This window comes from Hahella sp. KA22 (genome assembly GCF_004135205.1).
Taxonomy (GTDB): domain Bacteria; phylum Pseudomonadota; class Gammaproteobacteria; order Pseudomonadales; family Oleiphilaceae; genus Hahella.
The window spans coordinates 2174429-2193405 of record NZ_CP035490.1; the positions used below are offsets into that span (position 1 = coordinate 2174429).

Consider the following 18977-nt stretch of genomic DNA (forward strand, 5'->3'; position numbering starts at 1 on the left):
GGCGCGGGAGGATAAGTTATGAATCCGCAATTCATGAGTTGGGAGCTGCTTGTGTCCCTGTGTTTCGGGCTGGTTGTCGCTATCGCCTGTTTCACATTATGTCGGATGCAGGCCAAGCGCATTGTACGTCTGGAAATCGAAGTCGGGCAGATGCGGGATAAGCTCAATATGCTCTCCGACAGCGGCATTGGCGTGGGCCGAAAGGTGGTTTCCATTGATCAGCGTCTGAAAGCCGCTGAACTCAAACAGAAAGAACTGCAAACCATGGATGTGCAAAAGGTGTCTTACAATGAAGCGGCCCGCTTGCTGGCGTTGGGCGCGGAAGTGGAGGATCTGGTGAAAGCCTGCGGCCTGACCAGGGCGGAGGCGGATCTGATTAAAGCGCTGCATTCCAGCCAGACGGGAGCGCAGAGACCGGCTCGGCATTGATCCGAACCGATTCCACCTGACCGGTGGGCGCACGAATAAGCTTATCTTTCAAAACTCAAACCCGGCTGTGGCGCTGTCGCTGCAGCCGGGTTTGTCGTTATAGCGTCTCTTTGGTTTCTTTTTCTTGTTTCAATAACGCCACCGCCAGTTTGACGTCTTCGGACAGTGAGCTGTCCTCGCCTTTCTTATGCACCGGCAACACCATGAAATGTACGCTGCCGTCGGCGTTGGTCACACTGGTGGCGATAATGGCGTCGCCCTCAGTCGCTGCGCCATAGTAATCGGCGATAATATCCGACGGCTTCTCCGTCAGGCCGCCAAGCCGCTCTGCTTCCGTGTTGTCGAAAAGAAGAATCTCGCCTGACTGAGAAAGTTTCTGCAGCAGCCTTTCGGTTTGCGGATCAAAAGGGAAGTTGCTGGTGTCGACGTAACGTAATCCTTCCGCCTCGATGAAATCATACAATTCTGCGCTGAGCGATGTGGAGGCCTGCGATACCCATGGCCCCGTGTCCTGCACAGGCTCTTCCGCCTCGGGAACCGCTTCGTCCTCTGTCTGTGGCGCGGCTTCTTCCATAAACTCGGGAGACACGCTTGTCAGCGTCGGGTCCTGGCTGTCCGCCTGGATTTGCGTCGCCGTGGGTTGCGATGCAGGGTTCGCGTCAGCGTCGTCGCTGCTCGCGTGGTAGAGAAAAAAGCCCGCCGCCAGACACAAGGGCGCGCCCCATAAAACCAATTTTTTTACTGACATAATGATTACCTTCTACTTGTCATGTCCGCTGGAAGTGGCTCCCCGTGGGGGAGCCGTCAGCCTGATGGGGTCCGTTAGTGGTACAGGCCGTCCTTCCATGAGATAGACACGACGCGATTGGCTTTGGTCCACTCGCTGTAATCGTGGTAGCCCTTCCAGCTGAAATTGGAATGGAAAGAGCACCAGTCGCGAGCGAAGTGGTAATGAGTCTTCTGCCAGTTCGCTTCCAGCTTCAAGCGCGTGTAGTCGACGCCGTCGTTCAAATCATACTTGCGGTACAGCACCACCGCTTCCGGTTTGAAGTCCGAAGTCATCACTGTCGGCAATTCGCTGGTCGGGATGAGGTTGTTGATGCCGCAGCCCCAGAACAGATAAGTCCATGCGTAGAGCAGGTTATCTTTCGGCGGTGTGCGGTGTTTGATGGTCTGGCTGACGATATTCCAGGTCACGCCTTCGTTGCCCTGGTCAAAATCGGTCACCGTCTTGAACTCGTCCTGATTGTAGGTAATCCGTGTGCTCCAGGAGACGCCGCCATTAATGCTTGGCGATTCCTCGTTGAGCGTAAAGCCCAGGTTGAAGTCCGTTGATTCGCTCACCTGAGCGCTGGAGATGGTGTTGGAGGGAGCGTGACTCAGGTGGCGCAGTCTGGAGCCGTCCTGATATCCCACTTTTAGCTGGAACGCCGTCGGCACCGTATAACGGTAGTCCGCGCTGGTTCCTGACTCATACAGAGTCTGACGGGAAGGCACGTTGGTCATATCGAACCCCGAGCCTCCGTTGAGCACCAGTTTTACTTCCTTGATCCCTTCAGGATAGTGCGACTGGTTCCAGGCGTTTTGTACGGTGTAAACGAGCCGGATACGTTTGCTCCTGGCGTCGCTGTCATCCAATTCGTACAAAGTGCTGGTGTAAGATTGAATAGTGTCTCCCGCGTGGGCGAGGCCGGCTGTGAGACACAGCCCGGTTAACACTTTTGCATACAGCTTTGCGGTTCTCATACTTATTTTACCTCGCGTCAGCTTTTACTATTTTTGTTGTTGGCCTATGCGGATTGAATTAAAAAAATTCAAAAAGAACAGGCTTCTGTATCGTATAAGTAGGTTTTTTGACCTGCAATTGGCTCATGATAAGTTGTCATGTTGAGCCCTGATGATGGCGCGAAAAGATAACCCTTAATCTAACCGTCAAAGGCAAAAATGGCCTTGAGAAGGTATTTTGGAAAGCGGTTAATCAGGCTGTAGGTCAAGTATGTCGGGGTATTTGGCCGCTTATGCGCTGCGTGATGAAGAAGGGCGGCGCGGGTGCGCCGTCCCTGAAGAAAGCTGAACGTTATTTGGTCTCTTCTGGCGCTGTGTTGGGTGTGGTGGCGGATTCCGCTTTTTTCGCACGAGGCGCGCGGGGTTTTTTGGGCGCTGCGGCTTTAGCAGGTTTGCTTGCAGAGGTCTTGGCCGTGCTGGCTTTGTTCGCCGGCGCTTTACGCGCAGTACTTTTAGCGGGCGCTTTCTTGGCGGCTGGTTTTTTGGCTGTGGTGGTCGCCGCCGTTGAACCTGTTTTCTTGGCGGTGGTTTTTGCCGCCGCCGGTTTGCTGGCGGGCGCTTTTTTCGCTGCTGGCTTGCGGGTGGCGGTTTTGGTTGTCGAGGCTTTTTTCGCGGTGGACGTTTTTGCTGGCGCTTTCGCCGTCAACACAGCGACCGGCGCTGGTTTCTTTAGCGAGGCCAGGCCCAGACGGTCCATGAACTGTTCCTGTAGCGCATTGATTTCGTTGACCACCTTCTGATATTCAGCCTGGATTTTTTTGAGCTCCTTTTCCCGCAGCTCCTCCAGTTCTTTAATCAGTTTCATCACCGGCTCTTTAATTTGCTTTTGAATTTCTTCCGCTTGCTTATAGAAATCCGCAAGAATCGCCTGTATCTGTTCAGTGGCTTTATGCAGTTCTTTGGAAACTACGTCTCCTAACTTTTCGATGTTCTTTTTGACGATGCCCTTCTCTTTTTTTGCCATTGTGTTACTCCAGTGTGATAAGCCAAGCGTTATATATTTTTCGTTGAAACCGGCAGGCAGTCGATGCATCCGGAATCCCTTTCGCGACAGGTTATTTCTCTATCGTTCAGCACAAGAAATAACCTGATAATGTCCTGCAACTATCATGGGAAATATTTGAATATTCAACCTAATTCCAGGACTAATCGCTGTTTTTTTGACCTTTAACGACACGCATAACAAATTTCTCTATCTCGGTGATGATAAAGACGCTGGAGCCTACGAGGGCGATGGCGAGCCAGTCCGACGGCGATAAGGCGGTGGAACTGAACAGGCGCTGCATCGGCGGCGCATAGGTGAAAAGCAGTTGGAAAAGAAGCAGGATGGCGACGGAGTAGAGCGCCATCCGGTTGCTGGTTAGCTGACGCCAGGACGTAATGTTTTCCATGAGCATGCGTGTATTGAAAAGATAAAAAATCTCAAACATCACCAGCGTATTCACCGCCACTGTGCGAGCGTGTTCTAAAGACGCGCCGGTGGATTGCGTCCACCCAAACAATCCGAAAGATCCGAGCACCATAATCAATGACACACTGAGCACTCGCCATAACAGCAGAGGGTCAAGCAGCGACTCGCCGGGCCGTCTGGGAGGGCGCGCCATGATATTGGGCTCCGCCGGCTCGAAAGACAGCGCCAGCGCCAGGGTCACAGCGGTGACCATGTTGATCCAGAGAATCTGCACCGGCGTAATTGGCATGGCGACGCCGAGCACGACGGCGGCGAGTATCATCAAGGCTTCGCCGCAACTGGTAGGCAGCACAAAGACAATCGCCTTTTTGAAGTTGTCGAAGATGCGGCGGCCTTCCTCCACGGCGGCGGTGATCGTGGAGAAGTTGTCGTCCAGCAGAATAATTTGAGCAGCTTCCTTGGCGACTTCGGTTCCCTGGCGTCCCATGGCGACGCCAATTCCCGCTCGTTTCAGCGCAGGCGCGTCGTTGACGCCGTCGCCAGTCATGGCGACGATCTCTCCCGACTGTTGCAGCGCTTCCACCAGCCGCAATTTGTGCAATGGCGTGGTGCGGGCGAAGATGTTGCAACGCAGCGCCGCCGCCTTCAACGCCTCGTCATCCAGGTTGTCAATGTCTGCGCCAGTAATGACGCCGTCCCCAACTGGAAGATGAATGGATTCAGCGATGGCCTGCGCAGTTTTAGGGTTATCGCCAGTGATCATTTTGACCACAATGCCAGCCTGTAAGGTTTTCGCCAGCGCAGGAGCTGTTTCCTCCCGTGGCGGATCGATCATCGCGACGGCGCCGAGAAACTGAATGTTGGCCAGTGGTAGCTGGGGCGGCAGTGCGGCAATGGCGTCAGGCGTTGTGATGTAAGCGAAGGCCAGCAGGCGTTGTCCTTGCGCGGCGCGTTGATTGAAGCGCGTGCTCCAGCGCTGAGTGTCTTCTTCGGACAGCGTTGCCGAGCAAAGTTGCAGAACTCTTTCCGGGGCGCCTTTAATGCAGATGAAGTGGCTGCCGTTACTATCGTGGTGGAGCGTCGCCATGTACAGGTTGTCGGCGCTAAACGGCAGCACATCCAGCCTGGGGTGGTCTTTACGTGCTTGCGCGCCGTCCCAGCCGGCTTTGGCCGCGAACGTCACCAGAGCCGCCTCCGTAGGGTCTCCCTGAGGCGTCCAGATATCATCCTGCTTATGAATGTCGGCGTCGTTACAGAGCAATGCCGTCAGACTCAGGCGCGCCAGTTGTGGGTGATTCTGAGCGCTGATCAGACGTTCATCAAAGGTGATTTCTCCATGTGGGTCGTAGCCGGCCCCGGAAACCTCCATGCTGTTTTCACCAGCATCGAGACTGACCACCGTCATCTCATTCTTCGTCAGCGTGCCAGTCTTATCAGTGCAGATAACGGTGACAGCCCCCAGTGTTTCCACCGCAGGCATGCGACGTACGATCGCGTTGCGTTTCGCCATCATCTGGACGCCGAGGGCCAGTGTGATAGTGAGGATCGCGGGCAGTCCTTCCGGGATCGCTGCGACGGCCAGTCCCACCGCCGCCAGAAACATGTCCGCCGCGCTGTAGTCGCGTAGCCAGTACCCCGTCATGAAACACACGGCGGAAAGCAAAAGAATCCACCAGGATAATTTTGCGCTGAATTCCGCCATCTGCTTCAGCAACGGCGTTTCAACGGCGTTGACCTGGCGCAGCAAGGCGCTGATCTTGCCGAACTCTGTGTTTTCTCCGGTGGCGACGACAACGCCATGACCTTGGCCGCGAGTCACCAGGGAGCCCGCGTACGCCATACAGGTGCGACCGGCCAGTTCCGTGTCCGGCGAGGCAGGCTGTGTTTGCTTGCTCACCGCTTCCGACTCGCCTGTCAGCACCGCTTCACTGATATGCAGATCACTGGTTTGAATGAGGCGCATATCGGCGGGAGCGCGATCGCCAGCTTGCAGGAGTACGATATCGCCAGGGACCAGGACGCTGGCCGGGAGAGATTGCAGACGCCCGTCCCGGCGTACGCTGACAGTAAAGGTCACCATGCGCCTGATGGCTTGTAAGGCCTTCTCGGCGCGACCTTCTTGTAGATAGCCGATCAGCCCGTTAATGACCACCACCATCAAGATCACACTGGCGTCCAGCCAATGGCGCATAATCAGGGTAATGGCGGCGGACAGCAGCAGGACGTAAATGAGTGGATTGTTGAACTGGCGCAGCAGCCTTTGCCAGGCGCTTTCCCCTGACTGTTCTGCGATGATGTTTTCGCCATGACGGCGCAATCGCTCTTCCGCCTCGCTGGAGCTAAGGCCATCTGTATCGGTTTTCATGGCGGCCAGCGTTTTCTCGATGGGGGATGCATGCCAGCAGTCTGGCGGCGTCACATGCGGGAGGCCTGAAATGATCTCGCCAGGAGCGGGGGAGGGGCGTTGAGGAGTATGAAGTCCGTTCACTGTGTCGCCTTAATCAGTCAATGCGTAGAGATCAAAATTTGCGCCGAGACGGAGCGAACAATTTTTTCATTGATCGCTGGAGTAGCTTATACAGGCTGATAGCCATGTATGACGGCGTTGTGTCAGTCACTATGCATAGAGCGGGCTGGCGAATACCTGTCAGGGATCAAATTTTCCCATAAGTATGGGATTGTTACCTTTGTCATCCTTCCCTACAATTGGCGGCGAAATCACTTCGTCAGCGAGGAAACCATGCGCCAGGAAACGTCCGCTCTGATCGACGAGATATATCAACTGACCTTGGATATGAGCAAGTATTCTCCCGAGTTGGAAAAAGATAAAGCCGAACTGGAGTCAAAGCAGGAAGAAGTTCGGATTTTATGGGAGCAGCTTGCAGAGTTGGTTTGCGCCGAGCACGTCTGATCCGTATCGGCTAATTAAGTAGTCCCAGGTTGAAAAGTAGGGCGGTGGAGACCGCCCTCAAAACGCTATGGTTACATGACCTAACGTAATGTGGCTTTAGCGGATGTCAGAACAGTTTGTCCGTTTGACCCCCGTTGCAAGGTATTTCACACATAAACCCTGAATGCGCCAACTAGGGAAATCCCCAGTTGAACTTGAGCCCTTCAGTGGTTTAAGCCGCTACCGCCTTTTGCATCATTCATCTTGTTGTGTGTAGCTGGTCCCGCCCAGGTTGAACATGCCGGTGTCTTTCCGGTTGTTGTTCGGGAAAAAGAAGAACCCCATGCGCTCTTTGCGGCCATCGTCGAAGCTGAATTCAGCCTGATATCCTGTCAGGCGGTAAACGCCTGAATGCCGTGAGTCGCTTTTGGCGACCATAGTCTGGCTGACGCCGCCAGCGGATTTATTCAATTCGAAGCGTCCATTCTGATGGAAGGTGATGTCTCTGGCGACGAATACCTGGCTACTAAGTCCGCTGACGCTTTGTGCGCCAAATGTTCCTAACATTTTCCAGGTTCCTTCCAGCGTTTCGTCGGCGTCGGCTGGGAATACGGGATAAATGTCGTCCGGCTTGATTTCCCGCGGCTTCCCGTTCGGCAGTTGAAACTGATATCCCGACCCTTGCGCTCGCCAATGGCCCCAGTCTTTTTTCCGGGCCTGTTTGCAGGCGGCTATGTCGAGATCTGCGATCGCTGCGTCCATATCCCGATACAGCTCGCCGTTTTTGAATAAAGTGTAAGGCTGGAAATGGATCAACATCATGCTGCCGTTGTAGCGATGTTCACGAACGGCGAAGATTTTTTCTATGTCACTGCTTTCAGGGCCGGCGTCAGTAGAGGCGCAGGACAAAGCGCTTTGTGAAAGCAGGACCGGGTGCGCAGAATGTTGCTGTACTGTTTGATTATATCCGGGTGAATCTGTTGGCGATTGTTTATGAGGCTGGTCCGTAATGGCTGCGTACAGTTCAGGGTGCATGCGCATTGGGTTGAAACGATCGTCCTCAAGCACGTCTGAGAATGTATTACAGAGTAAGTCTTGATGCTCAGTCAGCTTTGCGCGCAGTTTATCTTCTACCTGCAACAGACTACTGCCGATGCCTGGAGTGCGCCGTTTCAGGCTGTCTACTGACGCGTCAATCAGGTCCGCCTGATTTCGCGTACGCCAGGACTGGTAATCCGGCGAGCTCGCCTTGACGCCGCAAAGGCGGCGCAGGATGTCCATGGTTAGCACTGGGGTGTAAAGCGTCATAACCGTTTCCACGCTGGGGGGGCTCCGACGCAAAAGCAGAAGCGCCAGGCGGACTGCTCAGAAACACAAGCGCGCAAAGCAGCATCGAAAAAGGAGCAGGTTTGGCCTGGGGTCTGATGTTAAATCTTGTCGAAGTCATTGAACTTGGCGAGAGCATTTTCAGGTAGTGGACCGGTAAAACTAACCAAATGAAGGGCAATAGATAAACTAGGGTTTCTCCCAGGTGTTTTCCTTTTGATTAAATCGTTTACCGTATTGCCTCGCATCAAAGCTCTGGCGTGTCGGCGAATGTAATTGAGGTGAGCTGTGTTTGCTGTCGCTGCGTTTCTATTGCAACACTTCGCCGGGTTTGCGTCAGCCTAATGAGGAGACTTTAAATGAGAATTCCTGGAATTCTATATTCCCTATTTTTACCGTTATTGTGTCTTTGGGGGCATACCGTCAAGGCGTCCGGTGATGCACTGGATGATATCGCCGGTTCGATGAACTCCGCGTTTGAAATGGCGCTGAGTGAGACTGACAATACTGCTTCAACCGTTGGCGGCGATAATGGGGCTGTGCCTGAAAAGGGCGCTTTTTTCACCCCATCAAAAGAAGTCAGCGCTGAGATCAAAGAAAAAATGATTTCGGAAATGCTTAAGAAGGCGCCTGCTGACAAGGAAGCTGAATTGCGTGCGGCATTCGCTGAGATCGATATTCTGCAGTTGATGGGCGATGCGGTGAAGAAAGACGGTTATCAGGCCAATGACTTGGCTTTGGCGATGGCTGCCTGGGTCACCACGTCCTTTAGTATCCTCAATGATCAGGAAACCAACGACGCTGAAGATCGTGCGGTATGGAAGCAGTTTCGCCAAGTGATTGCGACAAACCCTTCACTTGCCGAACTTTCGGATCGCGACAAGCAAATTACGGCGGAGACGCTGTACTGGTATTCTGCGCTCGCCGCCAACGACTATCAGCAAGCCAAAGCTGGAACTCCCGGTTGGAAGCTGGATGAGGTCAAAGGCTACATAAAGCGTGATCTCAAAGCGCGTAAAATTCACCCGGAGCTGGTTACGATTTCCGCTGAGGGCGGCTTGGTCGCTCGTAAGTAATTTCGCCGTGCAGGGACGCACAGCCATCCGTTCTTTTACTCGTAGCCCAAAGATAGTCTGACTAGATCCTGTACGTTGCGCGCGCCCAATTTGCTCGCCATGTTGGCGCGATGCAGTTCCACGGTTTTCACGCTAATGCCAAGGATATCCGCAATGGTTTTATTTAGCTTTCCGGCGCACACATGGGTCAATACTTGGCGCTCTCTTGGAGATAAGCGCCCCAGTTTTTCTTTGGCCGCCTGTGGATTGCGTAATGCGGAACCGGGTTCTGAAATAGCGCTTTTCACGGTTTCCACCAGAATGGAATTTTCGAAAGGCTTCTCCAGAAAGTTCGCTGCGCCCATGCGCATGGCGCTGACGGCCAGAGTGACGTCGGCGTGTCCGGTTATGAGGACGACCGGAATGGAAAGACGACGCGAGCGTAATTCCTCCATCAGTTCGAGCCCGTTCATATCAGGCATGCGCAGGTCGGTCACGACGCATTTATCGCTTAATGGAATGGCTGCATCTTCCAGTTGCTGAAGTCTCGCTAACAGGCCTGCGGCCCGATTGAAATCTTCTACCTGTAAGCCGGCTGCCTCCAACATCCAGACGGTGGAGCGGCGAAAGTCTTCGTTATCGTCTACTAGTAAAATTTGTGCTGCGTTCATGCTTGTCTCTTCGAAAAGATGTATCCACAAAAATAATTTGGAATGCCGCGCTTCTGGCGGCTCGCAATCATTTAGTCAGGAGGGCGTACAGGCGTCGCAGATGGGGCTAGCGGCAGAGTGAAAGAGAAGACGGAGCCGCCGTCAGGGTTGTCTTTAAATCCCAGAGTTCCATGATGAAGCTCGATGAAGGACTTGCTGATAGCGAGACCCGCACCCATCCCATCAGGCTTGGTGGTGAAGAAGGGGGTGAACAGTCGGTTGCGGAGGCGCTGTGGTATTCCGCAGCCTTTGTCCGTCACGCTTACCTCGACCCAGTCGGCTGAAATGACCTGAGCGCCAACAATGAGCTCGCGCTCATGGATAGGCGTGTCGCGCATGGCGTCCATAGCGTTGCGGACCAAATTTCCCAGGGTTTGCTCGATCATGATTCTATCCACACAGACATTGGGTATGTCCGCCGCTATCTGCAATCGGGTTTTCACTTGGCGTCTATGGGTTTCGAGTTGCAGAAGCTCCAGCACGCCGCTAGCTAACTGGCGCAGTGAGATTTCATCTGCGCGAGGCTCTCGTGAGTTGACGAATTTGCGTATGCGAGCAACCACAGCCGCTGCCTGATGGGCCTGCCGAATCGCAAGTTGCACTGCTTCTTCCGGCTTATCGACGCCGGTATGTTTTTCAAGCAGTAGCTTGGCGGCGTTAAGGTAATTGAGAATAGCGCCGATGGGCTGGTTCAGCTCATGGGTCAGGGCGGTCGCCATCTCGCCAATCGACATACTTTTGGAGGCTTGCTGCAACTGGGCGTGCATGTCTTCAGGTCTTAGCAGCAGCAGTGAAGGCTCATCTACTTTCTGTACTGATAACATTAATCTCACGCCTTCGGCGTCATGAAACGGCGCGCTGTTTAGCGTATAAAAAGCGCCGGTTTCCGGGTAATGCGCCTGCAGTGAAAACGCGTCGCCTTTTAAGTGCGCCTCTTTGCATTCAACAGGCTGGAACAGTTGTAGGAATGAGTCGCGATGAGACGTCAGCCGGGATTGTGTTTTTCCGCCGCTACTAAACTCACGTAGAAACAAAGTGTTGCAGGCGATGAATTCGCCTTGACGAGAATGCACGGCGGTGGGATAGGGGAGGGCGTTCAAGAGCGGATATTTTTCACCGCCATGGGAGGCGTTGGCGGCTTTGGGCTCCTTGTACGCAATGATGTCAGGCTGATACGCATTGGCTGCAAGCCTGTTTTTTAACATAAGCATCTTTCTGTCCTCCCTGCACTGTCAGATACCTGGATTAAACCTCGCACTCCCTAATGCTGATGAGCGAGAATGCCGCTTAATCCGAACGTCAAACTGGCGGATATCCTAAATGCCTTGCGCGACGAGGCGCAATCATATATTCGGACTATTACCATTTGGTTATCTCTTGTGTTTGCAGTAAAAATCAACTCATTGCGCCTTTATTTTCAGGTGGTTACTGTATTTGGATGAATCTTGTGTGACGCTCTTGACCTGACTTTGAAACTGTATGAATATACAGAGGCTAATTTTAGGAGGCGACAAAATGGCCGTAGTGACCCTGTATATGAGTGACAGAGACCCATCACAACAGATGTTTAAATCCAAGAAAGAAGCTGACGATCATGATAAAAAGCTTGAGCTTGCCGAAGGCGTATCTCATTTCCTGGCGCAACGCCTGACTTCTTTGAATGAAGGTTTAGCGGAAGAAATCGGCATGCTGGTCGCTAATCACAAGGAAGCGTTTGCAACCGCGTTCAAAGGCAAAGTTGACGTGTTGTTTGAAGAGTCGCCAGAGTCTGCTCCCAGCACAGAAGAAGAGACTAAAGAGAACGCCAAGGTTAAAGACAGCGGCAAAGTGCGGGCGATAGCCGGCAAGGGCTGATGAGAAGGGACGTTGTCAGCGTCCCTTAGATGTAAACAGTCTAAAGCTGTATATTTTGCGTCACTATAGCTGGTGTTTGTTGCATGATGATGTCGCCTGCGCGAATGGAGGCTGTCACCACGCTTTGGCGGCGCAAGACTTCATAGTCGTCAGGTCCGTCCAGTAGGATGAAGTTGGCGGGTTTGCCGACTTCTACGCCGTAACGGTCTTGAATGTTCAGCACTTTGGCGCTGTTATGACTGATCAGGTCCAGCGCATTGCGATAGTCGTCATAGCCCATCATGTGGCATATGTGCAGCGCGAAATCCAAGGTGCGCAGCAGATTGCCATTGCCGAGGGAGTACCATGGGTCCTGAATGGAGTCTTGGCCGAGACCGACATTAAGACCTGCTTCTAACAGCTCCTTCACCCGAGTAACGCCGCGACGTTTGGGGAAGTTGTCGAATCTGCCTTGCAAATGAATGCTCTCTGTCGGACAAGATACAAAGTTTATCTGTGACATTTTCAGCAGGCGGAATAGACGGCTGCAGTAAGCGTTGTCGTAGGAATGCATCGCGGTGGTATGGCTGGCGGTTACCCGATGGCCCATATCCCGTTTCAATGCTTCCGCCGCCAGCACTTCCAGGAACCTGGAGCCGGGGTCGTCTATTTCGTCGCAGTGCACGTCGACAAGGCGGTCGTATTTTTGCGCCAGATCCATAAGGATTTTGACTGATTCCACGCCATAATCGCGGGTGAACTCGAAATGGGGGATGCCGCCGACCACATCGACGCCCATCTCTACGGCCTTTTCCATCAACTGAACCCCATTGGGGTAAGAAAGAATACCTTCCTGTGGAAACGCCACCAGCTGCAGCTCAATCCAGGGCGCTACTTCCTGTTTAATATCAAGCAAGGCTTCCAGCGCCGTCAGCGTTGGATCAGTAACGTCAACATGAGAGCGTACCGCCTGCACGCCATATTGGGTCAGCATTTTCAGGGTGTGGCGCGTACGCTGTTTAACGTCCTCATGGGTCACCATGGCTTTGCGTTCAGCCCAGCACTCAATGCCCTCAAATAATGTGCCGCTCATATTCCAGCGTGGTTCGCCAGCGGTGCCTGTTGCGTCCAGATGGATATGGGGTTCGACGAAGGGGGCGCTGACAAGACGCTCGCCGGCGTCCAGCAAAATTTCCACGTCCGACTGCGGAAGCTCCGCCATGGGCAATATGGCGCTTATTTCGCCCTGTTTAATCTGAATGGCGTGTAAACCGTCCTGGCCGCGTAAACGGACGTTGGTGACGTATTTCATTGAGGGACTCACCTGATTATTTGTTCTGAAGCGGACATTCTCCGTAAATGACCAGCCACTGTCGACAGCTTCCAGCAATATCAGGCGCCACTGTGTCAGATGATAGACAAGAGAGGTTGCGATGAGGGTGAAACGGGATAGGAATAAAAAAAGGGCCCTGATGCAGGGCCCAATGGGGTATAGAGTTAGACGGCTTCCCTTTGACTGCTGTCGGCAGTGATCTGGGCGTGTCTGCCCACGGTCGACAACAACGCCTGCAGGGTGGCGGTGGTGGTGTCTTCCGCCAATGCGGCGGCGCTGAATGGCGCGCCGTTAATCATGACCTTGATGCAGGCGAGGGCGTTGGCGTCTGTGCCTTCGCCAAGCGCGAATTCATCGTAAGCCTCTACTGCGATGCTGATCCGGTAGCGACTCTCCAGTGCGGCGGCCACCGCCTCCACGCCGCCATGGCCTTGGCCGCGGATGCCGGAGATAATGGCGTCGTCGCCGAATTCAATTTGCACCTGCACGGCTTCGTCAGTTCTATGCATATCGTAGGTGCGTAACCGCCATCCTTTGGGCGTGCTCAGGTAGCGCTCTTCAAACAGGCGATGGATGGTGCGGGAGTCAATTTCGCCGCCTTCAGACTCCGCTTCATGTTGCACGACTTTCGCGAACTCGATCTGTAACCAGCGTGGCAGACTGATGTTGTAATCACGCTCCAGTACGTGCGCGACGCCGCCTTTGCCGGACTGACTGTTGATGCGAACCACTTCTTCGTAGCGTCTGCCCAGGTCGAAAGGATCGATAGGCAGGTACGCCACATTCCAGACGTCGTCCTCTTTACGTTTATGCAGACACTTGCGAATCGCATCCTGGTGGCTGCCTGAGAATGCGGTGAAGACCAGGTCGCCAGCGTAAGGATGGCGCGGGTGCGTGCTGATCTCAGTGCAAGCCTCGACAGTGTCGATAATCTCTGACATGTCGGACAGGTCCAACATAGGATCGATGCCCTGGGAGTACAGGTTCATGGCCATGGTGACCAAATCCATGTTGCCGGTGCGCTCGCCGTTGCCTAACAGGGTTCCCTCGATTCTGTCAGCGCCCGCCATCACCGCCAGTTCCGCCGCGGCTACGCCGCAGCCGCGGTCATTGTGGGTGTGCACGCTGACAATAACGTGTTCCCGTTGATGGATGTTATCGCACATCCATTCGATCTGGTCGGCGAAGACGTTAGGAGTCGCCATCTCAACCGTCGCGGGAAGGTTGATGATGACTTTGCGGCCGTTTTCCGGGCGCCATACGGCGTTCACTGCGTTGACGACTTCCAGGGCGAAGTCCAGTTCAGTACCGGTAAAGCTTTCTGGAGAATACTCAAAACTCCACTGGGTTTCCGGATGCTTTTCAGCGTGCGCCAGCACTTCCTGGGCGCCGCGCACCGCAATGGCTTTGATGCCTTCGCGATCCAACCCGAATACTTGCTCGCGTTGAACAGTGGATGTGGAGTTATAAACGTGAACGATCGCTTGTTTGACGCCCTGCAGCGCTTCATAAGTACGTGCGATCAGCTCGGGACGCGCCTGCGTCAGCACCTGAATAGTGACATCGTCCGGAATACGATTTTCTTCAATCAGTTTGCGGCAGAAATCAAAGTCAGGCTGGCTGGCGGCGGGGAAGCCGATTTCGATTTCCTTAAACCCACATTTCACCAGGAGGTCGAACAGTCGCTGCTTCTGGCTAACGTTCATTGGCTTGATCAAAGCCTGGTTGCCGTCGCGCAGGTCAACTGCGCACCAGATGGGCGCTTGTTCGATAACCTGATCCGGCCAGCGGCGGTCCGCCTTACGGATGGGAGTGTATGGACGATATTTGCGGTGGTCGAAAGCCATGGAAATCAGCCTCGTAAGTCTTCCTGTTCGAATTGAGCGGGTGTTAGCGTTTCCCGCATCCATTTAGGTTTTGAGCGCAATGGCTCTGTTCGCTTGAGCTTGTGGCCCGTTAAGCCGCCTCGCCTTGTGAGCCAGGCCGGCTGACGTCTCGTAATAAGGTGGGTGCGCCTTAAAGAGAAGTGCAGTCAGGAAAGCAATAATACCGAGAATGGCGCGCAATGAGTTTGCGTTGTTGACTTGATTTTAATGAAAATTGATAGATAATTTTAAAAATAAACATTTTTGTGAAATTAAATATCCAAATGAAAGAGAAGCTTGTCAAAATAGATCGAATTGATCGCAAAATATTGGAATGTTTGCAAAAGGATGGTGGGTTATCCAATCAGGAACTGGCGGAAAAAGTTGGATTATCGCCGTCGCCTTGTCTGCGCCGCGTGCGTGCGCTGGAGGAGGCCGGCATTATTCTGCGCCGGGTGACTTTATTGGAGCGTAAGAAGCTGGGGCTGTCCTTGACGGTGGTTATCCAAATCAGCATGGATCGCCACACGCCGGAACGCTTCGAAGAGTTTGAAAATCAGGTTAAAGAGTCCCCGGAAGTTCAGGAATGCTACTTGATAACCGGGCAGGAGGCGGACTACATGCTGAAGGTAGTGGTGCCGGACATGGACGCATACCAAGTGTTCCTTTTGAATAAGATCACCCGTATTCCCGGGGTGAGCGGCGTTCACTCCAGTTTCGTCCTGCGCAGAGTGGTGGATAACACGGAGCTGCCGCTGGGCTATCTGTAGGACGGCCGTTCACGACTCCTTCACGAGAAAGTTTCTCGGCTATTACGCATGGCTTATTAATGGCTCTGTCTTACACTAATAGTTAGCTAGCTAATTAATTTAAATTCTCTAACAAGCGAAATATCATGAGCGAGTTATTTTCCTTCACATTGGCGCGTCTGAACCGACGCTGGCGAAAACTGCTGGATGATCGGCTCAGTGATTTGGGGCTGACTCAATCCCGCTGGGTGACGCTGCTTTATCTGCAAAGGCTGGGCGGCGATCTGACTCAGAAAGAACTGGCGAACGCTCTGTCCATTGAATCGCCAACCCTGGTGCGACTGCTGCATGGCCTGGAGGAATCCGGGCTGGTCACCCGCACTGGGTGTGGACAAGACGGTCGCGCCAAACGCATTCGCCTGACTCCTGCGGCGGAGAGTTATCTGGAAACGGTGAATGAGCGCGCCGCCGCATTGCGGAGCGAGATGCTTGCTGGCGTTTCGCCACAGGATCTCGAACTGTGCCTGCAGGTTTTTGCGCGGATAGAAAAGAATGCATCGGAAATAAACTGACCGCCGCCTCGGCGATTGGATGACGCATCGCTCACGCTTGCAAGGGGATTCCGAAGACTGATTACGGAGCATTTACATGTCTGATACGTTGTTGCAGGCTCTCTTTGATCGTCATGGACCGGCCTATCGCTGGCTGGCCATGCTCACTGTCATGATGGGGACGGTCTCCGCCGTATTGACGTCGACTATCGTCAATGTGGCTTTGCCGGACATCATGAACCACTTTTCCATTGGCCAGGGCGTCGCCCATTGGCTTTCCACCGGTTTTCTCGCCGCCATGACTACAACCATGCTGACCACCGCCTGGTTGACGCAACGCTTTGGTCTGCGTCACGCGCTGGGATTCGCCATGTTGCTGTTCGCTGGCGCTTCTGTATTAGGGGGCCTCGGGCCGAATGCGGAGTCTGTGATCCTGGCGCGGGTGCTGCAGGGCGCCGCCGCCGGCATGTTACAACCGATTGCGATGCATGTGTTGTTCAGGGTCTTCCCCCGTAATGAACGCGGGCGCGCTATTGGCATATACGGTATGGGCGTGATTCTGGCTCCGGCTCTGGGGCCGGTGTTGGGCGGCGTCATCGTGGACCAGCTCGACTGGCGTTATATCTTCTTTGCGCCGCTGCCTATTACCATGGCTGGCTTTCTGATGGCGCTACGCTACATGCCTCACAGGGAGCCGGAGGTTGAGCAGCATGGTTTCGATTGGATCAGTTTCTTTTATCTCTGCCTGTTTATCGGATGCGCGCTGGATGGATTGACCCGGTTACAGCATGGACTTGTGCAGCCGCTCTGGCAGTCTGTGGGAGCCTTGTTGGCGGTGTCCTCGCTCATCCTGTTTGTACGGCGGCAGCGACATAGCCGAAGCCCTCTGCTGGAGCTTGCGTTGCTGCGCGTTCCCAGCTTTCGCAGCGCATTTCTGGTGGCGTTAGGATTGGGCATGGCCTTGTTCGGCTCCACCTACATCATTCCTCTTTTTGTTCAGACTGTGCTGCACTATAGCGCGACGGAGGCGGGCATGATGATGGCTCCGGCCGGTATTGCGCTGGGCATACTGTTTCCCTTCAGCGGACGGGCGGCGGATAAAGGCGCGCCTCATCGCCTGGTGATCGCGGGGCTTGCTTTGTTTGCCGGAGCCAGTCTGCTGTGGGTGTTTATCGGCCTGGCGCCGTCGTTTTTCTATCTGGCTGCGCTGGTGTTAGTGGGGCGTGTTGGACTGGCGTTGATGATGCCGGCGCTTAGCACCGGCGGTCTGGTGGAGGTCAGCGATGCGCAGTTAGGGCAAGCGTCGGGGATGATTAACTTCGCCAGACAATTTGGCGGCGCTATGGGCATCAATATCCTGGCGGTCATGCTGGAGTGGGGGAGTGAAGCGGGCGATGGGCGTCACGTCGCATCCATGCTGAGCTACACCGAAGCCTTTGTTCTGCTGGGCGTCATCGCCATCGCGGCTCTGTGGCCGGCGGCGCGCATCGGAAAGACTGACGCCTCTGTACAAGCCACGCCGGAAAGCGCCTGAGTGGTCCTAAGCGCCGATCAGGGCCTGCCCACACACTCTTATGGTCGCGCCGGTGATTCCATAGGCCCCGGGCGTGGCGAGGAATGCAATCAACGCTGCGACGTCTTCGGGATGGCCGCCCTGTGATAACGAGTTCAGGCGACGACCGGCTTCCCGCATCAACAGGGGCATTTGCGCCGTCATATCCGTTTCAATAAATGCGGGCGCGACAGCATTGACAGTGACCCCTTTGGAGGCCAGCTGAGGCGCCAGCGCCGCCACGTAACCGATCAGCGCCGCTTTACTGGCCGCGTAGTTAGTCTGCCCAAAATTGCCTGCGACGCCGCTGATCGATGACAGACAAATAATGCGCCCCATAGTGCGCAGCGCCTTTGTCTTCAGCAGAGCGTCGTTAATGGCGACGACAGCCCGAAAATTAACATCCAGCACGCGGCTCCAAGTCTCTTCTGACATCTTCGCCAGGGTTTTGTCGCGCGTGATTCCGGCGTTATGCACGAGAATGTCGACACCGCCATATTGCTCCAGAAAGAATTGCGCGAGAGTTTGTGGCGCATCCGGTGTGGTAATGTCCATGGGTAAGGGAACGCCGTTAATATCAGTGGCGAACGTCGTCAGGGCGCGACTGGCGGAGGGTATATCCAGGCACACTACTGTAGCGCCTTCCTCGGCGAGCCTGCGCGCTGTCGCCGCACCGATGCCACGGGACGCGCCTGTCACCAGGGCGACCTTATTCTGCAGTGGCCGGTAGGGGGTTGGCAGTGGTTGAGAAGTTGGCGCTTTCACTGCGGCGCTAAGCCTGATCGCCTGACCGTCCACGTAGGCGCTGGTTGGGGAGCAGAAAAATGCGAGCGGCCCTGTCAGGCGGTCCTCCTGACCTGCCTCCAGATAAATCAAATTGGCGGTGGCTCCACGCTTACCCAACTCTTTGCCAAGAGAGCGGGTGAATCCTTCGACGGCTTTGGCGCATGCCGCCGCCACGGGGTCGTTCATTTGCTCGGGGGTTGACGCTAATAAAAGTGCGCGCCCATGGCGGGGAAATTGCGCCATGAGGGGATGGAAGAAACGGTATAACGCATCCAAATCCTTACTACTGCGGCAGCCGGTGGCGTTGAACAGGGCGATGATCGGCGCTGCTTCGCTTGTCCGCATGTCCTCGCATACCTGCGCTCCAAGTTCCTGTAGTCGGGCGCGCACGACATCCAATGCCCGACTTTCGGTGACGCCGCCGATCAACGCAGTAGCCCCATGCAGTGGACTGTCGGGGATCGCCTGCGTCGAGCGCTGAAGAGCAACCGGAGCGGGCAGTCCCAGTTTTTTCAGCAGTTTGTAGGCGCCTGGATGAGTGGCGAGTGTGAGCAGTAGATCAGACATGACGATTTCCTTTTTCGTAATGACGAAGTGGGCGACTCTTGTTTGGCGTAGATTTAAAAGTGGCGGCGAAAACGCTCTTTTCTTCACAGAAAATCGGCGTACGGCGGCTAAAGCCTATATTCTTCGCCGCAACAA

The 18977-nt window shown here is 54.5% G+C and carries 17 protein-coding genes; 7 read left to right on the top strand and 10 right to left on the bottom strand.

The genetic code is table 11. From position 1 onward, the window contains the following. The first annotated feature begins 18 nt into the window (after positions 1 to 18). The gene (locus EUZ85_RS09780) at positions 19 to 429 is read left to right on the top strand and encodes a DUF2802 domain-containing protein (RefSeq protein ID WP_127969119.1); all 411 of its coding nucleotides are present in this window, start codon (positions 19 to 21) and stop codon (positions 427 to 429) included. A 97-nt stretch (positions 430 to 526) separates the two neighbouring features. On the opposite strand, the gene EUZ85_RS09785 is transcribed toward EUZ85_RS09780, so the two are convergent. The 4 genes from EUZ85_RS09785 to EUZ85_RS09800 form a co-directional block, all read right to left on the bottom strand. Beyond that, entirely contained in the window at positions 527 to 1177 is a 651-nt protein-coding gene (locus EUZ85_RS09785; protein WP_127969120.1) for a hypothetical protein, read from the bottom strand. Between the two features lie 74 nt (positions 1178 to 1251). Then, positions 1252 to 2175 (bottom strand): leukocidin family pore-forming toxin, encoded by a 924-nt coding sequence (locus tag EUZ85_RS09790; protein ID WP_127969121.1) that lies wholly within the window; start codon positions 2173 to 2175, stop codon positions 1252 to 1254. A gap of 331 nt (positions 2176 to 2506) precedes the next feature. Continuing rightward, positions 2507 to 3178 carry a hypothetical protein gene (locus EUZ85_RS31125; RefSeq protein ID WP_164887214.1) on the bottom strand — a complete coding sequence of 224 codons (672 nt, stop codon included), beginning with the start codon at positions 3176 to 3178 and terminating at the stop codon, positions 2507 to 2509. 181 nt (positions 3179 to 3359) lie between these two features. After that, positions 3360 to 6113, bottom strand: a complete 2754-nt coding sequence (locus EUZ85_RS09800) for an HAD-IC family P-type ATPase (protein ID WP_241567001.1) — start codon at positions 6111 to 6113, stop codon at positions 3360 to 3362. Between the two features lie 108 nt (positions 6114 to 6221). Between EUZ85_RS09800 and EUZ85_RS09805 the strand changes: the two genes are divergently transcribed. Beyond that, positions 6222 to 6536 carry a hypothetical protein gene (locus EUZ85_RS09805; RefSeq protein ID WP_127969123.1) on the top strand — a complete coding sequence of 105 codons (315 nt, stop codon included), beginning with the start codon at positions 6222 to 6224 and terminating at the stop codon, positions 6534 to 6536. Between the two features lie 234 nt (positions 6537 to 6770). On the opposite strand, the gene EUZ85_RS09810 is transcribed toward EUZ85_RS09805, so the two are convergent. Beyond that, entirely contained in the window at positions 6771 to 7823 is a 1053-nt protein-coding gene (locus tag EUZ85_RS09810) for a hypothetical protein (protein ID WP_127969124.1), read from the bottom strand. A 377-nt stretch (positions 7824 to 8200) separates the two neighbouring features. Here EUZ85_RS09810 and EUZ85_RS09815 point away from each other — a divergent pair, with 377 nt between their 5' ends. Further along, positions 8201 to 8917: a DUF6683 family protein gene (locus EUZ85_RS09815; protein ID WP_127969125.1), complete on the top strand. Its 717-nt coding sequence runs from the start codon at positions 8201 to 8203 to the stop codon at positions 8915 to 8917. 35 nt (positions 8918 to 8952) lie between these two features. Here the strand turns inward: EUZ85_RS09815 and EUZ85_RS09820 are convergent, their stop codons facing one another. Both EUZ85_RS09820 and EUZ85_RS09825 read right to left on the bottom strand, forming a co-directional pair. Further along, positions 8953 to 9567: a response regulator transcription factor gene (locus EUZ85_RS09820; RefSeq protein WP_127969126.1), complete on the bottom strand. Its 615-nt coding sequence runs from the start codon at positions 9565 to 9567 to the stop codon at positions 8953 to 8955. A 71-nt stretch (positions 9568 to 9638) separates the two neighbouring features. Continuing rightward, positions 9639 to 10817 carry an ATP-binding protein gene (locus EUZ85_RS09825; protein ID WP_127969127.1) on the bottom strand — a complete coding sequence of 393 codons (1179 nt, stop codon included), beginning with the start codon at positions 10815 to 10817 and terminating at the stop codon, positions 9639 to 9641. Between the two features lie 304 nt (positions 10818 to 11121). Here EUZ85_RS09825 and EUZ85_RS09830 point away from each other — a divergent pair, with 304 nt between their 5' ends. After that, positions 11122 to 11460, top strand: a complete 339-nt coding sequence (locus EUZ85_RS09830; protein ID WP_127969128.1) for a YebG family protein — start codon at positions 11122 to 11124, stop codon at positions 11458 to 11460. Between the two features lie 40 nt (positions 11461 to 11500). Here the strand turns inward: EUZ85_RS09830 and codA are convergent, their stop codons facing one another. Further along, a complete protein-coding gene (codA, locus tag EUZ85_RS09835) occupies positions 11501 to 12751 on the bottom strand; it encodes a cytosine deaminase (RefSeq protein ID WP_127969129.1) in 1251 nt (416 codons plus the stop codon). A 185-nt stretch (positions 12752 to 12936) separates the two neighbouring features. After that, positions 12937 to 14619 carry a 2-isopropylmalate synthase gene (gene leuA / locus EUZ85_RS09840; protein WP_127969130.1) on the bottom strand — a complete coding sequence of 561 codons (1683 nt, stop codon included), beginning with the start codon at positions 14617 to 14619 and terminating at the stop codon, positions 12937 to 12939. Between the two features lie 302 nt (positions 14620 to 14921). Between leuA and EUZ85_RS09845 the strand changes: the two genes are divergently transcribed. The 3 genes from EUZ85_RS09845 to EUZ85_RS09855 all read left to right on the top strand — a co-directional run bounded on the left by EUZ85_RS09845 (position 14922) and on the right by EUZ85_RS09855 (position 17471). Beyond that, positions 14922 to 15407: an Lrp/AsnC family transcriptional regulator gene (locus EUZ85_RS09845; RefSeq protein WP_127969131.1), complete on the top strand. Its 486-nt coding sequence runs from the start codon at positions 14922 to 14924 to the stop codon at positions 15405 to 15407. A gap of 125 nt (positions 15408 to 15532) precedes the next feature. Next, positions 15533 to 15958, top strand: coding sequence for a transcriptional regulator SlyA (slyA, locus tag EUZ85_RS09850; protein ID WP_127969132.1), 426 nt, complete (start codon positions 15533 to 15535; stop codon positions 15956 to 15958). A 76-nt stretch (positions 15959 to 16034) separates the two neighbouring features. Beyond that, the gene (locus EUZ85_RS09855; protein ID WP_127969133.1) at positions 16035 to 17471 is read left to right on the top strand and encodes a DHA2 family efflux MFS transporter permease subunit; all 1437 of its coding nucleotides are present in this window, start codon (positions 16035 to 16037) and stop codon (positions 17469 to 17471) included. Between the two features lie 6 nt (positions 17472 to 17477). On the opposite strand, the gene EUZ85_RS09860 is transcribed toward EUZ85_RS09855, so the two are convergent. Continuing rightward, a complete protein-coding gene (locus tag EUZ85_RS09860; protein ID WP_127969134.1) occupies positions 17478 to 18842 on the bottom strand; it encodes a 3-oxoacyl-ACP reductase in 1365 nt (454 codons plus the stop codon). Between the last annotated feature and the right edge of the window lie 135 nt (positions 18843 to 18977).

Excerpts from the sequence above, each read along its gene's own strand:
- codA (WP_127969129.1), bottom strand. The coding sequence starts at position 12,751 with ATGAAATACGTCACCAACGTCCGTTTACGCGGCCAGGACGGTTTACAC.
- EUZ85_RS09785 (WP_127969120.1), bottom strand. The coding sequence starts at position 1,177 with ATGTCAGTAAAAAAATTGGTTTTATGGGGCGCGCCCTTGTGTCTGGCG.
- EUZ85_RS09845 (WP_127969131.1), top strand. The coding sequence starts at position 14,922 with ATGAAAGAGAAGCTTGTCAAAATAGATCGAATTGATCGCAAAATATTG.
- EUZ85_RS09810 (WP_127969124.1), bottom strand. The coding sequence starts at position 7,823 with ATGACGCTTTACACCCCAGTGCTAACCATGGACATCCTGCGCCGCCTT.
- EUZ85_RS09860 (WP_127969134.1), bottom strand. The coding sequence starts at position 18,842 with ATGTCTGATCTACTGCTCACACTCGCCACTCATCCAGGCGCCTACAAA.
- EUZ85_RS31125 (WP_164887214.1), bottom strand. The coding sequence starts at position 3,178 with ATGGCAAAAAAAGAGAAGGGCATCGTCAAAAAGAACATCGAAAAGTTA.
- EUZ85_RS09790 (WP_127969121.1), bottom strand. The coding sequence starts at position 2,175 with ATGAGAACCGCAAAGCTGTATGCAAAAGTGTTAACCGGGCTGTGTCTC.
- EUZ85_RS09805 (WP_127969123.1), top strand. The coding sequence starts at position 6,222 with ATGACGGCGTTGTGTCAGTCACTATGCATAGAGCGGGCTGGCGAATAC.
- slyA (WP_127969132.1), top strand. The coding sequence starts at position 15,533 with ATGAGCGAGTTATTTTCCTTCACATTGGCGCGTCTGAACCGACGCTGG.
- EUZ85_RS09815 (WP_127969125.1), top strand. The coding sequence starts at position 8,201 with ATGAGAATTCCTGGAATTCTATATTCCCTATTTTTACCGTTATTGTGT.
- EUZ85_RS09855 (WP_127969133.1), top strand. The coding sequence starts at position 16,035 with ATGTCTGATACGTTGTTGCAGGCTCTCTTTGATCGTCATGGACCGGCC.
- EUZ85_RS09780 (WP_127969119.1), top strand. The coding sequence starts at position 19 with ATGAATCCGCAATTCATGAGTTGGGAGCTGCTTGTGTCCCTGTGTTTC.
- leuA (WP_127969130.1), bottom strand. The coding sequence starts at position 14,619 with ATGGCTTTCGACCACCGCAAATATCGTCCATACACTCCCATCCGTAAG.
- EUZ85_RS09825 (WP_127969127.1), bottom strand. The coding sequence starts at position 10,817 with ATGCTTATGTTAAAAAACAGGCTTGCAGCCAATGCGTATCAGCCTGAC.
- EUZ85_RS09830 (WP_127969128.1), top strand. The coding sequence starts at position 11,122 with ATGGCCGTAGTGACCCTGTATATGAGTGACAGAGACCCATCACAACAG.
- EUZ85_RS09820 (WP_127969126.1), bottom strand. The coding sequence starts at position 9,567 with ATGAACGCAGCACAAATTTTACTAGTAGACGATAACGAAGACTTTCGC.